Origin of the sequence: Microcoleus sp. PH2017_09_SFU_O_A (assembly GCF_020738625.1) — a bacterium.
Taxonomy (GTDB): Bacteria; Cyanobacteriota; Cyanobacteriia; order Cyanobacteriales; family Microcoleaceae; genus Microcoleus.
Map to the genome: position 1 here is coordinate 22362 of NZ_JAEQCF010000023.1, position 18833 is coordinate 41194.

At 46.0% G+C, this 18833-nt stretch carries 20 protein-coding genes; 11 read left to right on the forward strand and 9 right to left on the reverse strand.

The genetic code is table 11. The features are described 5' to 3' along the window. Positions 1 to 55: 55 nt before the first annotated feature. The 6 genes from JGK16_RS11355 to JGK16_RS11380 all read left to right on the forward strand — a co-directional run bounded on the left by JGK16_RS11355 (position 56) and on the right by JGK16_RS11380 (position 4666). Positions 56 to 646, forward strand: a complete 591-nt coding sequence (locus tag JGK16_RS11355) for a sigma-70 family RNA polymerase sigma factor (protein ID WP_293190570.1) — start codon at positions 56 to 58, stop codon at positions 644 to 646. Then, entirely contained in the window at positions 643 to 1074 is a 432-nt protein-coding gene (locus tag JGK16_RS11360) for a hypothetical protein (RefSeq protein ID WP_293177156.1), read from the forward strand. Before JGK16_RS11355 ends, JGK16_RS11360 begins: the two co-directional genes overlap by 4 nt. A 24-nt stretch (positions 1075 to 1098) precedes the next feature. Next, a complete protein-coding gene (locus JGK16_RS11365; protein WP_293203080.1) occupies positions 1099 to 1587 on the forward strand; it encodes a Spy/CpxP family protein refolding chaperone in 489 nt (162 codons plus the stop codon). A gap of 116 nt (positions 1588 to 1703) precedes the next feature. Then, positions 1704 to 2393, forward strand: coding sequence for a YqiA/YcfP family alpha/beta fold hydrolase (locus tag JGK16_RS11370; RefSeq protein ID WP_293177152.1), 690 nt, complete (start codon positions 1704 to 1706; stop codon positions 2391 to 2393). A gap of 163 nt (positions 2394 to 2556) precedes the next feature. Then, a complete protein-coding gene (locus JGK16_RS11375) occupies positions 2557 to 3264 on the forward strand; it encodes an ROK family protein (RefSeq protein ID WP_293177150.1) in 708 nt (235 codons plus the stop codon). Positions 3265 to 3424: 160 nt separating this feature from the next. Beyond that, positions 3425 to 4666 carry a histidinol-phosphate transaminase gene (locus JGK16_RS11380; protein WP_293190555.1) on the forward strand — a complete coding sequence of 414 codons (1242 nt, stop codon included), beginning with the start codon at positions 3425 to 3427 and terminating at the stop codon, positions 4664 to 4666. A gap of 109 nt (positions 4667 to 4775) precedes the next feature. Here the strand turns inward: JGK16_RS11380 and JGK16_RS11385 are convergent, their stop codons facing one another. Beyond that, on the reverse strand, positions 4776 to 5213 hold the full coding sequence (locus JGK16_RS11385; RefSeq protein ID WP_293177146.1) for a hypothetical protein: 438 nt from the start codon (positions 5211 to 5213) through the stop codon (positions 4776 to 4778). A 174-nt stretch (positions 5214 to 5387) separates the two neighbouring features. Between JGK16_RS11385 and JGK16_RS11390 the strand changes: the two genes are divergently transcribed. Beyond that, positions 5388 to 5813 carry a DUF2358 domain-containing protein gene (locus JGK16_RS11390; protein ID WP_293177144.1) on the forward strand — a complete coding sequence of 142 codons (426 nt, stop codon included), beginning with the start codon at positions 5388 to 5390 and terminating at the stop codon, positions 5811 to 5813. A 17-nt stretch (positions 5814 to 5830) separates the two neighbouring features. Here JGK16_RS11390 and JGK16_RS11395 read toward each other — a convergent pair whose 3' ends face one another. Both JGK16_RS11395 and JGK16_RS11400 read right to left on the reverse strand, forming a co-directional pair. Continuing rightward, positions 5831 to 6040, reverse strand: a complete 210-nt coding sequence (locus JGK16_RS11395) for a hypothetical protein (RefSeq protein ID WP_293177142.1) — start codon at positions 6038 to 6040, stop codon at positions 5831 to 5833. Positions 6041 to 6382: 342 nt separating this feature from the next. Next, the gene (locus tag JGK16_RS11400; protein ID WP_293177140.1) at positions 6383 to 7849 is read right to left on the reverse strand and encodes a glycoside hydrolase family 13 protein; all 1467 of its coding nucleotides are present in this window, start codon (positions 7847 to 7849) and stop codon (positions 6383 to 6385) included. Between the two features lie 499 nt (positions 7850 to 8348). Here JGK16_RS11400 and JGK16_RS11405 point away from each other — a divergent pair, with 499 nt between their 5' ends. The 4 genes from JGK16_RS11405 to JGK16_RS11420 all read left to right on the forward strand — a co-directional run bounded on the left by JGK16_RS11405 (position 8349) and on the right by JGK16_RS11420 (position 11849). Further along, positions 8349 to 9638: a glucose-1-phosphate adenylyltransferase gene (locus tag JGK16_RS11405; protein ID WP_293177138.1), complete on the forward strand. Its 1290-nt coding sequence runs from the start codon at positions 8349 to 8351 to the stop codon at positions 9636 to 9638. A gap of 122 nt (positions 9639 to 9760) precedes the next feature. Then, entirely contained in the window at positions 9761 to 10063 is a 303-nt protein-coding gene (locus tag JGK16_RS11410) for a hypothetical protein (protein ID WP_293190556.1), read from the forward strand. Positions 10064 to 10436: 373 nt separating this feature from the next. Further along, the gene (locus JGK16_RS11415) at positions 10437 to 10751 is read left to right on the forward strand and encodes a hypothetical protein (RefSeq protein WP_293177136.1); all 315 of its coding nucleotides are present in this window, start codon (positions 10437 to 10439) and stop codon (positions 10749 to 10751) included. 81 nt (positions 10752 to 10832) lie between these two features. Then, positions 10833 to 11849, forward strand: a complete 1017-nt coding sequence (locus tag JGK16_RS11420) for a J domain-containing protein (protein ID WP_293177134.1) — start codon at positions 10833 to 10835, stop codon at positions 11847 to 11849. 634 nt (positions 11850 to 12483) lie between these two features. On the opposite strand, the gene JGK16_RS11425 is transcribed toward JGK16_RS11420, so the two are convergent. The 6 genes from JGK16_RS11425 to iscB all read right to left on the reverse strand — a co-directional run bounded on the left by JGK16_RS11425 (position 12484) and on the right by iscB (position 18712). After that, complete coding sequence (locus JGK16_RS11425) at positions 12484 to 12756, reverse strand: DUF1816 domain-containing protein (RefSeq protein WP_293177130.1); 273 nt, start codon at positions 12754 to 12756, stop codon at positions 12484 to 12486. Positions 12757 to 13390: 634 nt separating this feature from the next. Beyond that, a complete protein-coding gene (locus JGK16_RS11430; RefSeq protein WP_293177128.1) occupies positions 13391 to 13681 on the reverse strand; it encodes a DUF1816 domain-containing protein in 291 nt (96 codons plus the stop codon). 588 nt (positions 13682 to 14269) lie between these two features. Continuing rightward, complete coding sequence (locus JGK16_RS11435; protein ID WP_293177126.1) at positions 14270 to 15025, reverse strand: DUF2993 domain-containing protein; 756 nt, start codon at positions 15023 to 15025, stop codon at positions 14270 to 14272. 127 nt (positions 15026 to 15152) lie between these two features. Next, entirely contained in the window at positions 15153 to 15746 is a 594-nt protein-coding gene (locus JGK16_RS11440; RefSeq protein ID WP_293177124.1) for a pentapeptide repeat-containing protein, read from the reverse strand. A gap of 198 nt (positions 15747 to 15944) precedes the next feature. Continuing rightward, positions 15945 to 17357 carry an HD domain-containing phosphohydrolase gene (locus JGK16_RS11445; protein ID WP_293190557.1) on the reverse strand — a complete coding sequence of 471 codons (1413 nt, stop codon included), beginning with the start codon at positions 17355 to 17357 and terminating at the stop codon, positions 15945 to 15947. A gap of 83 nt (positions 17358 to 17440) precedes the next feature. Continuing rightward, a complete protein-coding gene (iscB, locus tag JGK16_RS11450) occupies positions 17441 to 18712 on the reverse strand; it encodes an RNA-guided endonuclease IscB (protein ID WP_293177120.1) in 1272 nt (423 codons plus the stop codon). Positions 18713 to 18833: the final 121 nt, after the last annotated feature.

The following is an 18833-nucleotide window of genomic DNA, read 5'->3' on the forward strand; positions in this document are numbered from 1 at the left end:
GAACTTGTCCTGTCTAAACCCCTCAGATAACGAACAGGTGAGGGATACTTCACAGGTGTTAGGTGTGCCAGCCAATGTTTTAATCGATGATTGTTCCGACTCCGACTTAGTTGATAAATGCTTAAAGGGCGATCGCACTTGCTTTCGTCACCTTTACGGGCGCTACCAACAAAAAGTCAGGTCAACCCTTTACCAACTCTGCGGTTCATCACTTCTAGACGACTTAACCCAAGAAGTATTTCTGCGAGTCTGGAAAGGATTACCCAAACTCAAACAACAGGAAAACTTTTCAACTTGGTTGTATCGCATCACTTGGAACGTGGCATCCGACCAAAGAAAAGCATTTGCCAAACAGCATTCTTTTGACTCCCAACTCAAAAATCAAGAAACAATGGATCGCGTTATTCCCAATAATAACACATCAGACTTGATGCAGTTGCACTATCAAGATTTAGTGCAGCGAGGACTGGAGCAATTGAGCTTTGAACACCGCACTGTTTTGGTGCTGCACGACTTAGAAGATATCCCGCAAAAAGAAGTAGCCCAAATCCTGGGAATGCCAGCGGGAACTGTTAAATCTCGCGTGTTTTATGCCCGAAATGCCATGCGACAATTTTTGCAAAAACAGGGGGTAGACGAACTGTGAACGATGAAAATAGCGACAAAAGATTAGTGAATTTCTTGAAGCAAAATAGCCCAAAAGTTCCGGATGCTACCCCCGATCTTGAGCAAAGAGTTTTAGCAGCAATAGATAGGAATGACAGGGCGAGAGAGCTAAATGGTCTCGGCTATTTGCGATTTACAGAGTCTAGTAAAAGCTCAAAATTCCTCGGTTTTCCCAAGTGGGGTTTTCCGGCTGCAATCTTCGCTGGCCTGCTAGTTTTTGCTTCGGGCTATCGCGTCCTAGTTACCGCACAATTACAGGCGGATGAAGCGGCTCACTTGGAAGCATTTCTGGTCAATAATTGGGAGGGTGTATTGAACGATTCCCGCACGGCAACTATGAGCGATCGCCCACAAACAGATTTATTTGATTTCCCTGTTACTGCTGACACCGAACCGCCAACAAATTAACTAATCTTAAAGAGGTAATTTTTCATGTCAATGCGCCAATTTTCGGCTATGGCAGTTTTAATGTTAACCCTCGGTACTACAGCCGCTGCAACCGCCGCTCCCAGCCCCGCTCAACCGGAAACAATTGCCCAAAACCAGCGTCCCAATCGAGCTGGTGGCAAAGAGAACGGGCTGTTTGACAAACTAAATTTAAGCGCCGATCAAAAGCAGAAAATGCAGGCTGTTCGCGATCGCTACAAAGACCAAGTTTCTCAGCGAATGCAAGCAATCCGCCAAGCCAGACAAGAATTGGAAACAATGATGTCGGGTACGACGGCAAATGTCGGCCAAATGCGCGACAAACACCGCCAAATCATGGGATTGAGGCAGCAGTTAGAAGAGGTACAATTTGAAAGTACATTAGCCATGCGAGAAGTGCTGACACCCGAACAGCGCAGCCAGTTCTCGCAAATGATGCAGCAGCGCAGGGAAGCTGCTAAAACCCGGAAACAAAACAGCCAAAAATCCCAATAATCTACACCGCTACCGACTGCACACCCTACTAAAAAATAAACTTGTCGGGTGTGCACTCGCCAGTTCGATAATTTAAGTTAAAATAATTAGTTGGTAAATCTCATCAAATTTTCTGGATGAATCTACAAAACGATTCTAGTTACATTTATTTACACGGATTTGCGTCAAGTCCAGATTCAACTAAGGCTAAATATTTCCGCGATCGCTTTTATTCCCTAGGAATTGACCTCAAAACTCCCGATCTCAATCACAAGGATTTTTCGCGCCTCACTCTCACGCGCCAATTAGACCAAATAGAAACAGAATTTCTGCAAGCCCAATCCTCCGAATCTGTAGAAAATGTAAAAAATTTAGGGGAAGTTACCATCATTGGGTCGAGTTTTGGCGGGCTGACAGCGGCTTGGCTGGCCCAGCGACAATTATCAATAAAACAAATAGTTTTGTTAGCACCGGCTTTTCAATTTCTCTCCCATTGGTTGCCACAGTTGGGACAGCAACAGTTAGAAAAGTGGCAGTCTGAGAAATATTTGCCAGTTTACCACTACGGCGAACAGCGCTATTTGCCGTTGAATTATGAATTTGTGACAGATATGGCTCAATACCCTGAAGAAAAATTAATGCGCTCAGTCCCGACGTTAATTCTGCACGGCAAGCATGATACGATCGTACCGATTCAAGCTAGCAGAAGTTTTTCAGAGCATCGTCCCTGGGTGAAACTAATCGAACTAGAGGACGATCATTCTTTGGGAAATGTCCTAGCGGAAATTTGGGAAGCAATGCAAAACTTTTGCAAATTCAAAAATTAAAATTTGACAATCCCCAAAAATGGATACAATCCTCCGACTTAAGTCGTGAAAAACAAAAATTTTAGACAACGTTTAAACTCCAAGATTCCTGTGTGGAGTAAATCTAAAATCTCAAGTCTAAAATCTCAAGTCTACTCACCAACTTGCAAGTTTCAAAAATCAAATGACTGAACAAGATAAATCGACTCGCACCTTAGCCGTTGACATTGGCGGAAGTGGCATCAAAGTTATGGTTTTGGACGCTGAAGGTGAACCCCAAACGGAACGCAGCCGTTTAGAAACGCCTCAACCGCCGAAGCCGGAACCGATACTGGAAACCATAGCCTCTTTGGCCAGCGGACAAGGCGAATTTGACCGAGTATCCGTCGGTTTTCCCGGCGTCGTGTCCCGCGGTATTATCAAAACCGCAGTCAATTTAGATCCATCTTGGATCGATTTTGACCTAGCAACTACTCTCAAAGATCGATTGGGAAAACCTGTGCGAGTGGCTAACGATGCTGACATTCAAGGATTGGGATCAATTGCTGGAACGGGAGTAGAATTAGTAATTACTCTCGGCACCGGTTTCGGTTCTGGTTTGTTTGTCGATGGTATCTTGGTACCCAATCTAGAATTAGGACATCACCCGTTTCGCAAAGGGGAAACTTACGAACAGCAATTAGGGCGAGCCGCCTTAGATACAGTCGGCCCCAAAAGATGGAACCGCCGTCTGGAAAGAGCCCTCGTCTTCCTGCAAAATCTCTTTAATTGCGATCGCCTTTACATCGGCGGCGGCAATACCAAAAAAATTGCTTTTGATTTACCGCCACAAGTTAAAATAGTACCGAATGTCAGCGGTTTGTTGGGCGGAATTGCTTTGTGGCGCGATTAAAATAGTCATTAGTCATTGGTCATTAGTCATTAGCTTATTAGTTATTGATGACAATCAAGGATTTATACGCTAGACATCATAAACTAATGACTAATTATCCTAATAGTGACCAACCAAATCGTAATTATAAAATCTACAATCTCAGAGCAAAAATCATACCATGCTTCCCTTTATCCGCAAAGACTTAGCCGAACTTACCGCATACACTCCCCATCCGGGCGGCGCTTCAGGAGAATCAGCGCACTCGGAAATTGTACTCGATCGCCTAGACACCAACGAATGCCCCTACGACTTACCAGCGGAATTAAAGCAAAAGCTAGCTTGGAATTACCAGCAGCTAATTGAGACAAATCGCTATCCCGACGGAGGGCACGCAGCACTCAAAGAAGCGATCGCCCAATACGTCAACGAATCGATCGCTGAATCTATTCATGTCCCCCCCCTTAAAAAGGGGGGGCTAGGGGCAGAATCTATTCATGTCCCCCCCCTTAACAAGGGGGGGCTAGGGGGGGTTCCAGAGCCAAAAACAGCTATTACAGCCGACAATATTTCAGTCGGCAACGGTTCCGACGAACTAATTCGATCGCTCTTAATCGCTACTTGCTTGGGCGGCGCAGGCTCAATTTTCGTCGCCAATCCCACCTTTTCCATGTACGGAATTACCGCCACCACCCTGGGGATTCCCGTTGTCAGTGCCCGGCGCCGAGAAGATAACTTTGCGATCGACATCAATGCAGCTAAAAGGGCGATAGACCAAAATCAAAATCCCCCCGTCCGCATCGTCTTTGTCGTCCATCCCAACTCCCCCACAGCCAATGCTTTAACAATCAATGAAATAGAATGGCTGTCAAGTTTGCCCGAAAATATCTTAGTAGTAATTGACGAAGCCTATTTTGAATTCAGCCAAAATACCTTAGCCGACAGATTGCACCAACATCCGAATTGGATAATTTTGCGAACATTTTCCAAAGCATTTCGCCTAGCGTCAATGAGAGTCGGATATGCGATCGCCCATCCCGAACTCACAGCCACCTTAGAAAAAATCCGCCTCCCCTACAACCTTCCCAGTTTCTCGCAAACAGCAGCAGAGTTTGCCCTCGCCCAGCGGCAGTTATTGCTAGCAGTAATTCCTGAAACTATCTCAGAAAGAGCCAAATTAATTGCAGCGCTAACTCAGCATCAAAAACTGCAAGTTTGGCCGAGTGCAGCTAACTTCCTTTACCTGCGGGTGAAAGCTGCTGAGGGCGAATCGGCAGAACAAAAACACCAACAAATCATGCAGCAGCTAAAAGCTCAAGGTACTTTAATTCGCCACACAGGCGGAGGTTTGCGAATTACCGTGGGTACTCCCGACGAAAATGTGCGAACTTGCGATCGCCTCGCTGCGATTTTGACTTATTAACAAATTGGTTCGATCGTTCGGACTTCAGTCCTCAGGAAACGAGAGAGAACTGAAGTCCGAACGATCGAACTTATCGGGATTATTTTGCCGGACAGGATATATGTAATTTTTAATTATCAATCTGTCGCGCCGCGCGAATGGTTTGGGGAAATACGCCTACTAAAAGTGCCAAAGCTCGATCGGGAATTTGTGCCACCGTTTCCAAATCAAAATATTGTTCAAACTGAGTTAAAATCATTTGTGCGCGTTCCGCAGCTACAGACTTTGCCGTTAACTGTTCCGTTAACCGCACCCAATGCCGCCTAATTCCGAAAGCTTTCTGTCTTTCTGCGGGAGATAGAGGGCAAACAAAACAAAAATCCCCCACAGGAATCGCCTGCTGCGAGTCAGCATCAAAAGCACCTCCAACGGCAGCACCAGGCCCGGCAAACTCCGCATGGAAGCCTTTAATCAAAATTAGACCGTTTCGGCGACGGCTATCTACCATCAACAGCTTGCCGCCGTTGATTTCTGCGAGAATGTCAGATGAGTGGGGGTGTTCAGTCAAATCTGTGCCAAGGTTTCGATGTCACAAGTCCCGATCGGCCCAAAGGCGGGATCGGACAATATAATTAGATTTATCAAGTTTTGGATGCTCTTGTTGTCGATCGAGATTATCCATTTGAACTTACAGATAATACTGTCACAAGGTGGTAGCTCCAGCGCTCTCAAATAATATCAAATGCAAGCCAAACAAATAGTAGATATCCTCAAAGCAGATCTCCCGACGCTTTTTGAGAAAGACATTTCCTACGACATCTACACAAAAGATGTTTTTTTTCAAGACCCTGTTAACAAATTTAAAGGAAAAATCAACTATCGCATTATCTTTTGGACTCTGCGATTTCACGGGCAGCTATTTTTCACCGAGATTTACTTCGACCTGCACGACGTAAGTCAGACAGCCCCTGATACTATTGTGGCAACTTGGACTGTTCGCGGGATACTGCGCGTACCCTGGAAAGCTCGGATCTTCTTCAACGGCTATTCTACATACAAGCTGGATCCAGAGGGCTTAATTTACCAACATATCGATACCTGGGACAGAGATCCCGGAGAGATTCTCCAGCAGTTTTTGGGCAAAGGCGAGGATGTCACCCCAAGATAAGCCAAAAAGGTCGATCGCTACGCCTCTAATTGCCAATTCACTCTCTCAATAGCGGAAAACGCATACATATAGCCATCATTGCGGTGTATTGCCCTACAGTATTTGTAACGAACTGGACTGACTTTTCCTGTGGCACACATCATTTCAAAAACTCCACTCGCTCTGACAATCAGCCTGCCTCTATGAGTACCCGCAAATTTTCCTGCGGGCAAAGTTGCTTGTACCATGTCCCCAGTTTTAAAACCAAAAAATTCCTTGCACCGTGGTAACTGTTCAGAGGGGTAACGAGATCGTGCGGATTCCAGCCATTTCAACCAGGTAGTTTAGACCTATTTCTTCAATTTTTCAGGTCTGATGGCACCTCAAACCCATCAACTTCGTACCCCCTCCTGAACAGCTACCATTTTTGCTTGTGGAACGGGCATCTTGCCCGTTCCAAAATTTGATTAAAATGACTTTTGCAAGAGGTATAATGGGGACTAAAGTCCTCTGATTGCGGACTAAAGTCCTCACTACAAACCTATCTTAACAAAGCAATCCGCGCCTTGCACCTTAGCGGACATTTTAAACTAATTATCCGAACCTAAAATCAAGCCCGATCGCGCCGGCAGCATCAATTCTAACTGCCGAGTTTCCCCTTCACCTTTCCAAACAAACTCACCTTTACCAAACAGCAATTTCTCGTGAGGAGATTTCAAAGTAGCTGCTTCAAAACTAACATTTGCCTCTTCAGTCGCTACATTGACAGCAACAACTATTTCCTCATCCCCCAAAATTCGGGCAAAAACGTAAACCGTTCCCTCAGCAAATATAATTTGGTAGTCTCCGGTGCGGAGGGCAGCGTATTTGTGCCGCAAAGCTATCAACTGCTTGTGGTAATCTAAAACCTCAAGTTCCCAGTGAGCTTCTAAGGGAAAACCGCGGCGAGAATCGGGATCGAGGGCACCCGGTAAACCAACTTCATCGCCGTAGTAAATGCTGGGAGCTCCAGGAAAAGTTAACAGCAGCAAATTAGCTAGTTCTACGCTAGCTTTATCGCCTCCAGCAATTGAGATCAACCGGGCTGTATCGTGACTCGCCAACAAATTAAGTTGAGTTAGCTGTATCGGCCACGGGTACAGTTCCAAAACGTGCTGGATTTTGTCGCCGTACTCTTGAGCAAACAGCGGCGGATATGGATGGTAAGAACGACCTTCAATTTGAGCTAAATCTACTCGGTCGCCCGCTGCAAAAGCAATAGTCGGCGCCGCAAACAGATAATTCATCACTCCGTCAAATTGACTGCCGTCTAGCCATTCTCTCGCATCTTCCCAAACTTCGCCGACAATGTAAGCTTCGGGATTAATTGCTTTGACTCGCTCTCGAAATTCTTGCCAAAATCCGGGAGTTTTAATTTCAAAAGGAACATCTAGCCGCCAGCCATCAATGCCGAATTTAATCCAGTATTCGGCAATTTCCATGATGTATTCTCGCACTTCTGGATTGTCGTGATTGAATTCCGGCAAGGCTCGATTGCCATCCCAACCTGCGTAATTAGCAGGAAAATTACCGTCGTAGGCAGATAGCGGCCAGCCTTCTATTTTAAACCAATCTACCCAAGGAGAATGGGGGCCGTTTTCGAGGATATCGTGAAAGAAGAAAAAGCCGCGGCTGGCGTGGTTGAATACGCCGTCGAGGACGATTTTGATGTTGCGAGCGTGGGCAGCGTCTAGAAGCTCTTTAAACGCTGGATTGCCACCCAACATCGGATCGACTTGATAGTAGTCGTGGGTGTGGTAGCGGTGATTGCAGGCCGACTGAAATATCGGGGTGAAATAAATTGCGTTAATGCCTAAGTCTTGCAGGTAGTCTAGCTGTTCCATCACGCCCCACAAGTCGCCGCCTTTGTAGCCTTGGAGGGTGGGGATTTCGTGCCATTCTTCCCAGATGAAGTTTTGCAGCAGGCGTTTGCGCGGCTGTTTGCTTTTAGCGAAGCGATCGGGGAATATTTGGTAGAATACCGCGTGTTTAACCCAGTCCGGCGTTTGGATTTGCATACAATTTTCCTGTCTTTTACGGCTTAGGCTACATTAGCAGATGTTTCTAGGAGATCTAGCTTTTGGTAGAGAATAGACGCTCGATCGAGTTTTGTCGATCGACCGATCGCAAAATATCACACAAATTTGCAGTCTATCTCACAAAATTGACAACTGATTCTAGCCCTAACCTGATTCTTTCATTAAACAGCCCTTATTTATTGATAGGTATTTCAACTCAAAACTGCCAACTTTTTTAAATATCCATGATTGATCGATGAGTATTTTAACTCACAACTCAAAACTCATAACACCAGTCCCGGACGCACTCCAACTCTCATAAACCTCGTTTTTTAAGTTTTGTTGAGGGTTTGAACGAAGTATTTGGATTAAACAACCCGGTTTCAGCGCCAGCGACTGAACTCCTAACTCAAAACTTCCTCGCTCCCCCCCTTGTCAAGAAGCCCTCACCATCCGACACTGGACTTGGAGAGTTCATAGATCCTAGGGAGAAAGTTCCTTGAAAAAAGTCTTAGCCATCATCCTCGGTGGCGGTGTCGGCACCCGCCTTTACCCCCTAACCAAACTGCGAGCCAAACCCGCAGTTCCCCTCGCAGGTAAATATCGCCTCATCGATATTCCTGTGAGCAACTGCATCAACTCGCAAATAGTCAAAATTTACGTCCTCACCCAATTCAACTCGGCATCCCTCAACCGGCACATCTCTCGCACTTACCAGTTTTCTGGCTTCACCGAGGGATTTGTCGAGGTACTCGCCGCCCAGCAAACTCAGGAAAACCCCAACTGGTTTCAAGGGACAGCGGATGCAGTTCGCCAATATCTTTCGCTGCTAGAACAGTGGGACGTTGACGAATACTTGATTCTGTCAGGCGACCACCTCTACCGCATGGACTACCAAAAGTTTGTGGATAGACACCGCGAAACCAATGCCGATATCACCCTCTCCGTTTTGCCGATGGACGAGAAGCGGGCCTCAGATTTTGGTTTGATGAAAATCGACGACAACGGCCGCATTATTTCTTTCAGCGAAAAGCCAAAAGGCGATGCGCTCAAACAAATGCAGGTGGATACTACTAAACTGGGACTGACAGCGCAGCAGGCTCAGGAAAGTCCTTACATTGCTTCGATGGGGATTTACGTCTTCAAAAAAGAAGTTCTGATTAAACTCCTGAAAGAATCTCCCAACCAAACTGATTTTGGTAAAGAGATTATTCCGAATTCTTCAAAAGACCACAACGTTCAAGCTTATTTGTTTGACGATTATTGGGAAGATATCGGAACGATTGAGGCTTTTTATGATGCTAACTTGGCGCTGACAAAACAGCCTAAGCCTCCTTTCAGTTTCTACGATGAAAATGCGCCGATTTATACTCGCCCGCGTTTCTTGCCGCCGACTAAGCTTTTAGATACTCACGTGACGGAATCAATTATTGCTGAAGGCTGCATTCTCAAACAGTGCCGCATTGACCATTCTGTGTTGGGAGTTCGAGCGCGCATTGAAGCTGGATGTACGATTCAAGATAGCCTGCTTATGGGTGCTGACTTCTACGAACCCGACGCGGAACGGCATTCGAGTTTAGACCACGGTGGCGTCGCCCTCGGTATCGGTGCAGATACTACAATTCGTCGCGCGATTGTGGACAAAAATGCCCGCATCGGCCGGAACGTTCAAATCATTAATAAAGACCGAGTGGAAGAAGCCAACCGCGAGAGCCAAGGTTTTTACATCCGCAGCGGCATTGTCGTAGTTCTGAAAAACGCCACGATTCCTGATGGAACTATCATTTAGTTATTAGTCATTAGTCATTAGTCGTCAGTCATTAGTTTTTTAAGTTAAAATCTGTTATCTGCCAGCCAGTGACTGATGATAAATAAATAAATTAGTGACAGATAACCAATGACCGATGACTGATGACTGATGAAGAAAATATTTTTTTTACTTCATTATTAATTGCAACTGTTGGTGCAAGGCTGTCGAAATATTTGGCTTCATTCAAACTCAGGCGCATTAATAAGGAACAGTCTCTGTTACGGTCTGCGGTGATACGCGTATGTTCGATCGCCTGCGTCTGGCGGATTGCTTCTGATTCTTGTATTTGCGATCGTAGCACGACTGACAAATGCGCTGCCCGTTTCTTAGCATCACACAACTTTCGGAACTATCTTTCCAATCGTCGCAGCAGCCGCAAGGCCAACTTAGCAAATAATTCATGATGTTATCACCCTCGTAACGTTAACAAGTTATTGAGCTACCATTTTATCTTAATTTTTTTCAAAGTGTGTGTTCTAGTTAACAGACAGCAGATAGATTCTGGTATATTTTGTGACTTAAAGCTATAGATGTGCTGTTAAAATAAAAAAGTATAGCACCAGTAGGGTAAGAAAAAAATATACAGAAGGGTTGTTGAATTAATGTACGCTTTATGGTAAAATATTCTCAAAATTAAGGCGGCAGATTGAACGGGAGTTGCTGATGAGAACCTGCTAGGATTTGCATTGAGCGAAAAGCTAAAGAAAGAAAAGTTCGTAGGCGTAAGCCGGGGCGTAGCCATCGCACGGCGCACCGTAAAAAAAAGATCGATCGTCAGTGGCAGTCAACCCAACGGGCGATCGCGCCCACAACCGCAGCAGCTTTCCCGGGTTCGCCTCAGCTATCGCAGCCACACCAAAATCGCGAAGACGTAGCACTCCTCAAAATCTCCAACAGCAGCGGGGTGCGGAAATTGCGATGTCCCGCAAGCAACAACCGAACTCGATCGAGTCCAAAACTTTGATAACCTATAATTTGAAGAAGGAAGAAGGAAGAAGGAAGAAGGAAGAAGGAAGAAGGAAGAAGGAAGAGGTGCAACGCGAGAACGTCCTCACCGTCAGGCGTGGTTGCTATAACTCGCCATCCTGCTAATTTGGGATTTATTCTTTCTAACAACTAACAACTAACAACTAACAACTAACAACTAATAACTAATAAAGAGAGGATTACTTAATGGCTGCAACAGATTTTAAAGACTATTACGCTATTTTGGGACTCAACAAAACCGCCAGCGCTGATGAAATAAAAAAAACTTTTCGCAAACTAGCCCGGAAATATCACCCGGATATGAATCCGGGGAACAAAGAAGCCGAAGCTCGTTTTAAAGAAGTAAACGAAGCTTACGAAGTGCTTTCAGATCCAGAAAAACGCAAAAAATACGACCAATACGGCCAATACTGGAAGCAAGCGGCGGCAACTCCCAGCGGATGGCCGGGCGGGGGCGCTACGAATGTAGACTTTGGTGGCGTTGACTTCAGCCAGTACGGCAGTTTTGACGAATTTATTAATGCCTTGCTGGGGCGCGCAGCTAGCAGTGGAGGTAGTAGTAGCAGCCGCAGCAGCAAGTGGAATTACAGCAGCCAGCGCACCGGCACCGGCGGGCCTACTGGTTTTGGCGGATTTGAAGATTTCGCTGGCTACGAGAACCGCAGCGCCGGAGGTACTCGCGACACTGAGGTGACAATTTCGCTGACTCTGGGGGAAGCATTTCGGGGAACTTCCAAGCGAGTTGCTACTGGTGAGGTTTCGATTCCTGCGGGAGTGAAAACCGGCAGCAAAATTCGAGTGAAAGGCAAAGGTCAAATTGACCCGTACACGAAGCAGCAGGGAGATTTGTACCTGAAGTTAGAAGTTTTACCTCACGCTTTCTTTCAGTTTGAGGGAGAGAATTTGATCTGCGAAGTGCCGATAACTCCCGATGAAGCGGTTTTGGGAGCTTCTATTGAACTGCCGGCGCCTGAAGGTATGATAACTGTAAAATTTCCGGCGGGAATGCGATCCGGTCAGTCTTTGCGGTTGCGGGGGAAGGGATGGCCGAAACCGAAGAAAGACGAACGCACGGATTTGTTGGTCAAAGTTGCGATCGTCCCACCGAAAGAACTAACCGCTGTAGAACGCGAATGCTACGAAAAAATCAAGGCTAATCGCACTTTTAATCCCCGCAGCACTTTAAACCAGATGGGGCTTTAATCTTCAATATCAAAAGCAACTACTGGTGCGATCGGCTAATACCGTTTAGAAAAAAGGTTGCTACAAAAAAATGTTGGGTTTGTTTAGTTCACCCAATCGGTAAGGTGCGTCGCTATTAGATTGTAGGTGAAATGCCAGAGATTTAAGAATGGCGGCGCACTCTACGAATTGACTCGTGACACCTAGCTTACACCTAACTTTATATTATACCTTTAAAAAAAGCTGGCGACAAGAAAATTGTTGGGCGGAATGAACGTCCGGGCTGTTTAGTCCACCCAATGTGTAAGGATCGGGAATTAAATAATTTACACCTATTTGTGGGATGGGCGTCCCGCCCGTCCAGATAGGACGGGCGGGACGCCCATCCCACAAGAACAATAAAAATTGTAAGTTATTTAATTCTCATTCCTAAGGTGGGTTGCTATTAGATTGTAGTTGAAATGCCAGAGATTGAAGGATGGAGCCACACCCGCTCACTTACCAGAAAGAATTGGTTGAAAACCCGCCCGCCTTTGAGGCAGAAATTAAAATCAGACTATTCATTACTCCAATCCTCCGACTTCTAGGTAAAGATCGCTCTCTGGGAGTCAACTATCAACTGTTGAAGGCATTGCATGATTTTGAAAAAATGGCATTACTCATCAGTAGCTCTTAGCTGACTTGGTTGGCGACCTTGCTTGATGTTAATGCTAATTTTTTTAGCTCCTTTCTTCTCCAAGTCTTTGATGTAGCCGTTGGTATTATTAGAAGCTTCATCCTTGCTTTCGTAAGGACCAAAGTAATAGGTGCGTTTGGGTGAATCTGTGTCAACTTCTACCCACCACTCGCGACCTCTACTGCCGCCAATCGGTTGAGTGAGTATCCAGAAAGCAGCGACGTACATACTGAATATATAAAGTCCAAACATAGTAGGTGTCCCCGCAGTCAAGTAGTTTTTACTGTCCTTAAGTTAGCAGGACAAATAGCTCGATCGACTCGTCCTCAGTGCTGATTTAACGGTCGTAATTGTTGAGAGTCAATGCTGGCTAACATCAGCATTTTGGTGGAGAAGAGGCTGAGTTTTAATGACATCTACCAAAAAATCCGCAAAGCAAGAACTAGAATCAAACGATGCTTAATTTTATTGTTGAGGCTTGAGTTATACCAACCACGCCCGACGATGAGGAAGTTTTTAATTGCTGAAATCGTTGCGGAAGATTTCGCCTTGCTTCTTCCGATTTCTATTTCTCTTTTTAGATAATTGAAAAGTCACACAGAACGGATATCTGTACAGTTTTGTTGGTAGCGCGGACTTCAGTCCGCTCTCTGGCTGCGGACTGAAGTCCGCACTACAAACCGTTTTTGTTCGTAGCGCGGACTTCAGTCCGCTCTTTGGCTGCGGACTGAAGTCCGCACTACGAACCTTTTTTGTTATGGTATCGACATATGATATGACGAACTATTGACGCGGAAAAACCGAGATGTTTAACTGATACTTCTCACGATAGAGGGAGTATTTCAGTCAAAAAACCCGGTTTCGGCAGTCTGAACTATCAAAATTATTAAGCAGCAATACCCTCTGAGAATTCACTTTCGCAGATGGTGAGATCGGAAGGATGACACCGTTTGATGCGGATGCTAAGTCTTTTGGCTCCCTCGCTTTCCAAGTCTTCGATGTAGCCTGGAGTGTGGCTGGAGGCTTCTTTGTCGGTGTCGAAGGGGCCAAAATAGTAGGTACAGTAGGGAAAATCTGTGATGATTTCTACCCACCATTTATCCGGGCTGCGGCGGCTGGGCCCGGCAAACACGGACAAGACTGCGAGGTAGAGACCAAATAAATAAAATCCAAGCATTTTTCCTCTTTATGGGTTATTTATTTTGTAATAGGACTTGCGTCCTTGCGACTCTTATTTACCGGGTTCTCCCATCTTTGCGATCGCCCCACCAGAGAATTTTGTCTCTCAAACCCGGTTTCTGTCTCCAAGACACTCTAAGTTTATCAAGACTATTTGGGCGATCGCCTCAACCTGAGTGCTGATTTTGAGCAGATATCTAGAATCTCCGTGAATAAGCTACTTTGCACAGGTACGTAGTTGCGCTTCAGCGCTCTTTCATATAAACAGCGCCGAAGTGTAACAACGTACTTAACAATTAGTCCGCATATTATGCGTTGTATAAGTTCTGTTGCACTTAAATTTAAGCTTGATGGCGCGCTATGAATTCTCGCTCAAAATAATTTAAGTCAGCAGTTGCTGACATATTAAATCCGCGACAGATTAGTTCTGGAAATACGCCGGAATACAGAGAGACTTTAGGCTAGCAACGCCATAGCTGAAAAACTGTGGCTAAAATAGCAAAACCCGCCGGGGCGGGTAGTTTTGTTAAGCTATAAAATTTTTCCCACTAATCTGATTGGTCGGCTAAGCTCAGCACGCTGAGGCTTAGCGCTTGCCTTTGGGGAACTGTTCGATGCCAGCCCAGCCGTAAAAAACCAGCTCGTCGTTTTGAACTCGACAGCGGTCTACTCGCAGTTGAGTGCCCTCTAAAGCAAATTTGTCTAAGTCTAGCAAGTTATTTACGTGGGCAATTATAGCTTGAGCCAAGTCTACTGCTTGCCCGTCACCGCCGTAAGTAACGCTGACAAATTGGATTTTGCGCCGGTCTTCTACTTGCAATTGAGCTGTAATATCTATTTTGACTGGTTCGCTGTCCTGGCCGATCGTAATCTCGGACTGAAGCCGAATTGATTTGTCTGTTCCGAAGCTGACTTCAGTGTTTTGAAAGTACAGAGATTGCTCTTGGTATTTCAGCTTTTGGAGTTTTTCAACTACAAAAGGTGTATTGAATGAGGTGGTTAAATCCGATCGGCTTAAGACTACTCGCATATTTGCCTGGGTAGGCTGCCGCAATTTGACTTGACCTGCAAAAATCGCCCCAAAATCAATGGAGAGTGCTTGCAAGTAGAGTTCCATCACTTCTATACGCAGGCCGTTATACATCAACATACCTTTGCCAACGAAGTCGAAACCGTCGATGCTTCCCTGCAAGAGTTTGGCTACAGGTTCGACTCGGATGTTGGCTTCTGCCTTTTCAGAACGTTTGAATAAGGCTGCGATCGCAGCTCCTGCTACTTTGCTGACAAGGCGATCGCCACTTTGACCTTGAAAGGATGTACCGCTAAACAAAGCTGCTACCATTTATTCGTTTGCTGATCTACAGTCGCTATTATAGCCTCTCATTAAGAAATGTTAAAATAGCTTGTGCTTATTCACTTTATAAGCAGAAGTTGTTTTTTGTCTGCCTTGAAAGTAACATTTTGGAAATTTAAGGACTCAGGGGCGTGCCTTGGAGACAAGCGCGATCGAGCAAAGCTCCATCCCAGACGGTATGTTCGATCGCAGCACAGAGCAAATTAGCCCCCGTCAGGTTAGCACCGCGCAGTACGGCTCCATTCAGGATAGCTTCTTCTAAATCAGCTCCCGACAAGTCTGCGCCGGACAAATTGGCATTGCTCAAATCTGCCTGCTGCAAGATGGCGCGAGCCAAATTAGCACCCCGCAAATCGGCTCCCCGCAAATCGACACCGCTCAAGTCCAAATTGCCGATCGAGGCCGCCGTCAAAAAAGCACCCCCAAAACTTGCATCGCGGACTAAAGCATTAGCAAAAGAAGCACCGCGCAAGTCAGCATTCCGAAAATCAGCCCCGCGCAAGTCAGCACCGCTCAAGTCTGCGCCGCGGAGGTTTGCTCGCAGCACCGCCCGCTGCAAGTTAGCACCGGTGAGATTAGCTCCTGTTAAGTTGGCTTGAGATAAGTCGGCACCTGCGAGATCGGCTCCCGCTAAGTTTGCGCCGGCTAAATCTATGCCGGCCAATATATGAATTTTGCCTTGGCGTATGGCTTCGAGGTCATGAGTCATTAGTTTTTAGTCATAAGTCATAAGTCAGTTGGCAGTTGGCAGTTGGCAGTTGTCAGTTGGCAGTTGTCAATTACTAGGGTACACACCGTAAACAGAAAATTAGGTTGCGGAATTCGTACTAAATCCGTAGTCCTGACGCACCATACAATAACTGTCCACTGTCCACTGTCAACTGTCCACTGAATTACCCAACTTATTTTACAATGCCGGAGTTGCCGCGATCGTGCGATCGCCCAAATCCTCCAACCAGATATTAGGCAGTTGGCTGGGGCGGGTGGGTAACTCCATCAAACCCATATCTGCGAGTCTGACGACATTCCCGAGAGTTTCCACCAAAGCCGGATCGAAGCGAGTACCCGACAGTTCGCGGCACTTTTCCAAAGCTTCTGTCAAACTCAAAGCCGGACGATCGCCCCGCGGTTGAGTCAAGTCTTGGAAACAAGCGACCAAACCCAAAATCCGCGAAGCAACGGGTATCCCTTCACCTCGCAAACCCTCGGGCCTGCCGCTGCCGTCCCAATTTTCGAGTTTGTGCTTGACAATTTCGGCGACTGGTGCTAATTCCGGCATTGCTTGGAGGAGTTGGGAACCGATGAAACTGCGATCGCGCCAAAATGATAGAGTTCCTTGGTCGAATTTATCGGAAGTGCGATCGAACACCTCATTCGGCGCCGAAACCAAGCCGACTCGAAACAGCAATCCCGCCAGCCGCAGCCTTCGCAGTTGCAAAGCCGGCAAATCCAACAATTGACCCAAAGTTTCCGACAAAGCCGCCACCTGCAAAGAAGCTGTGGGATTTGAGGTGTCGCGTTCGTCTACGCGCTGGGCCATCCGCAGAAAAGCTTGCAGTTTGTTGGCGTTCAAATTGCGGCTGACGCGCAAAGCTTGACCTTCCAATTCCCACAAATCGCGAGTTTGGCGGTTAATTGCCACCATTTGCTGCTGAGAACTTTGCAGGTAAGTAACGATGCGGGATACTACGCCACTAATGTCTGCCAAGGGCGGGCCTTTGGTAGCAAGAATTTCGTGATGAATTTCTAGCAAACTGTCGGCTAGGGAGGGATTATAATGTCGTGTTTGTTCTATAAAAATTTCTGCTGACGCCGACACCAACGACTGGTCAAACGACCACAAACCGTAGAATTTTCGCTCTGTATCGACTTCTGGCTTGCCCTCTGGCAAGTATTCCTGGGCCGTAAGTTCGCGACAAAGCACCATTGCTTTGTATGTGGGGGCCAGGATGATTAAATTCCATTCTTGGATAATGGGGTCGATCTCATCAAGTTCTATTAAAGATACATTTTCTAATTGACCGGTTTTGTGGGTAGCGAAACCGCTGTCGGCTACTGCACCGATGACAACTTGTCGAGAAGCCTTAGCAATATCGAAGTAGCGATCGGCTTCTTGCAAATACCATTTTCCCTGCTGAAACGTCACCAAAACCAGCGGTTTGAGTGCGAGATCGTCCCCGCTGCTGGTTTGCAAGATGTGGTCTTCTAGGGCGTGACACAGGGCTACTAGGGTGTTTTTGAAGTATACCCCGTAGCTAGAAGGCAGTTTTCCGTCGGGAAGTGTAGCTTGTAGTCTGGCGAGAGTTGATTCTGGATTCATAAAAATTAATACGGGATGCGGGAAACTCAACGGCTTTAGCCTTGAGAGGGAAGCGACGCGGGGGACTTCAGTCCCCGTCAATCCTAATATGCGTAACTGTAGCCATCTTTTTTGTGAACTATTTTGCAGTATTTATGGCTAATTCCTTGCACCAATTCTGATGCTGAGATGTTGAACGAACCTGTCGTTCTAACTGCAACCCGACCAACATATTCACCTATTTTCTTGCCACTGATGACGATTGCTTTTACGATGTCACCAGTTTGAAAGCCTTTAACAAACTTGTTTCGAGGAACGTACCGAGATGGAAAGCCAAATTTGTCTGTGCGACACATTTGACGGGTTCCGTGTCCAGTTGCCTTGATTAGCAGTGGCTTATTTGTTAATAATTCTAGCGCTTCAACTTGACCGACACAAGCAGCATCAAGCCAATGAGTTTTAGGTAGTTGCAGCCGACTACGATTGAACTTGGTCAGTCCACCTGAGCCAGTTAAAACAGGCAACCCCGTTTCTTTTAAGCGACCAAATAACGTCCATCGAGTCGAATTTACCGCAGCAGCATCCTTTAGGGGGCGCTTGGATTGTGTAAGAATTCGACTCAGAATGTCAGGTTTCTTTGCTAAGAATTGTTCAATGTTCTGAGTACCTTTCTTCTGGTTGCATTTCTGACAAGCAAGGCAAAGATTAGAAATTCGATTGCTTCCGCCTTGAGATTTGGGATGAATATGCTCAACTTGCAATGGTACATTTTCGGCGTCGCAGTAAGCACATTTTCGGTTCCATTTGTTAAGCAAATATTGCCTAACTTCGTAACCCTGTAGTTCGCCTTGGTGGTATTCAATAGCTGAAATTTCAGGATTTTCTAATTGTTGCAAGTCAAATCTGACCAGCTCTTGAACAATTAAACCGATAGGTGCAAGCCTGCGTAATTTTTCAACCCAAGTCAGGGTGGTTTCTACCCGGTGCTGCAAGGATGGTGCCAACCAACCTTTTTTGCGGGTACGGTTTAAAAACCTTGCTTGGCGGTAACGAGTATGACGGTTTCGCCTTCCTCGACGCAGTGAACGACGGGACTCAAGACTTGCTTTGATAGTTTGACCGCGATGAGTTAATTCAGCACCAAAAATTACTTTTTCACCTTGCAATAATGCAATGCCTGTAGTTTTGGAACCTGGATCTAATTTGAGAGTAATTGATTCAATGGTTGCTGTTACTGCCTTTTTGAGGATAATGGTACACGGGAATCTTCTGAAGATAGCCGCTTTACCAGCCGTCAGCAACTTACGAGCCATTGACGACTTGCAAGGTGTGAGTGGTTTTTTGTTTGTGTCAACTACGAAAATAAAATTGGACATTGTTGTGTCCCTCCACTTGCGTGTAATGTTCGCTTCGACCTGGTTATAAAGGCTTGTTAAGTTTGCAGCACTAACGAGAGTGACTTTAAGTTTGTTTGACTGCAAACGATAGAGCGGAAAA

Bases quoted from the DNA above. Each gene is read 5' to 3' on its own strand.
- iscB (WP_293177120.1), bottom strand. From the start codon at position 18,712: ATGTCCAATTTTATTTTCGTAGTTGACACAAACAAAAAACCACTCACA.
- JGK16_RS11395 (WP_293177142.1), bottom strand. From the start codon at position 6,040: ATGGTACAAGCAACTTTGCCCGCAGGAAAATTTGCGGGTACTCATAGA.
- JGK16_RS11430 (WP_293177128.1), bottom strand. From the start codon at position 13,681: ATGCTTGGATTTTATTTATTTGGTCTCTACCTCGCAGTCTTGTCCGTG.
- JGK16_RS11375 (WP_293177150.1), top strand. From the start codon at position 2,557: ATGACTGAACAAGATAAATCGACTCGCACCTTAGCCGTTGACATTGGC.
- JGK16_RS11380 (WP_293190555.1), top strand. From the start codon at position 3,425: ATGCTTCCCTTTATCCGCAAAGACTTAGCCGAACTTACCGCATACACT.
- JGK16_RS11370 (WP_293177152.1), top strand. From the start codon at position 1,704: ATGAATCTACAAAACGATTCTAGTTACATTTATTTACACGGATTTGCG.
- JGK16_RS11440 (WP_293177124.1), bottom strand. From the start codon at position 15,746: ATGACTCATGACCTCGAAGCCATACGCCAAGGCAAAATTCATATATTG.
- JGK16_RS11390 (WP_293177144.1), top strand. From the start codon at position 5,388: ATGCAAGCCAAACAAATAGTAGATATCCTCAAAGCAGATCTCCCGACG.
- JGK16_RS11435 (WP_293177126.1), bottom strand. From the start codon at position 15,025: ATGGTAGCAGCTTTGTTTAGCGGTACATCCTTTCAAGGTCAAAGTGGC.
- JGK16_RS11410 (WP_293190556.1), top strand. From the start codon at position 9,761: ATGACTGATGAAGAAAATATTTTTTTTACTTCATTATTAATTGCAACT.
- JGK16_RS11400 (WP_293177140.1), bottom strand. From the start codon at position 7,849: ATGCAAATCCAAACGCCGGACTGGGTTAAACACGCGGTATTCTACCAA.
- JGK16_RS11365 (WP_293203080.1), top strand. From the start codon at position 1,099: ATGTCAATGCGCCAATTTTCGGCTATGGCAGTTTTAATGTTAACCCTC.
- JGK16_RS11445 (WP_293190557.1), bottom strand. From the start codon at position 17,357: ATGAATCCAGAATCAACTCTCGCCAGACTACAAGCTACACTTCCCGAC.
- JGK16_RS11425 (WP_293177130.1), bottom strand. From the start codon at position 12,756: ATGTTTGGACTTTATATATTCAGTATGTACGTCGCTGCTTTCTGGATA.
- JGK16_RS11420 (WP_293177134.1), top strand. From the start codon at position 10,833: ATGGCTGCAACAGATTTTAAAGACTATTACGCTATTTTGGGACTCAAC.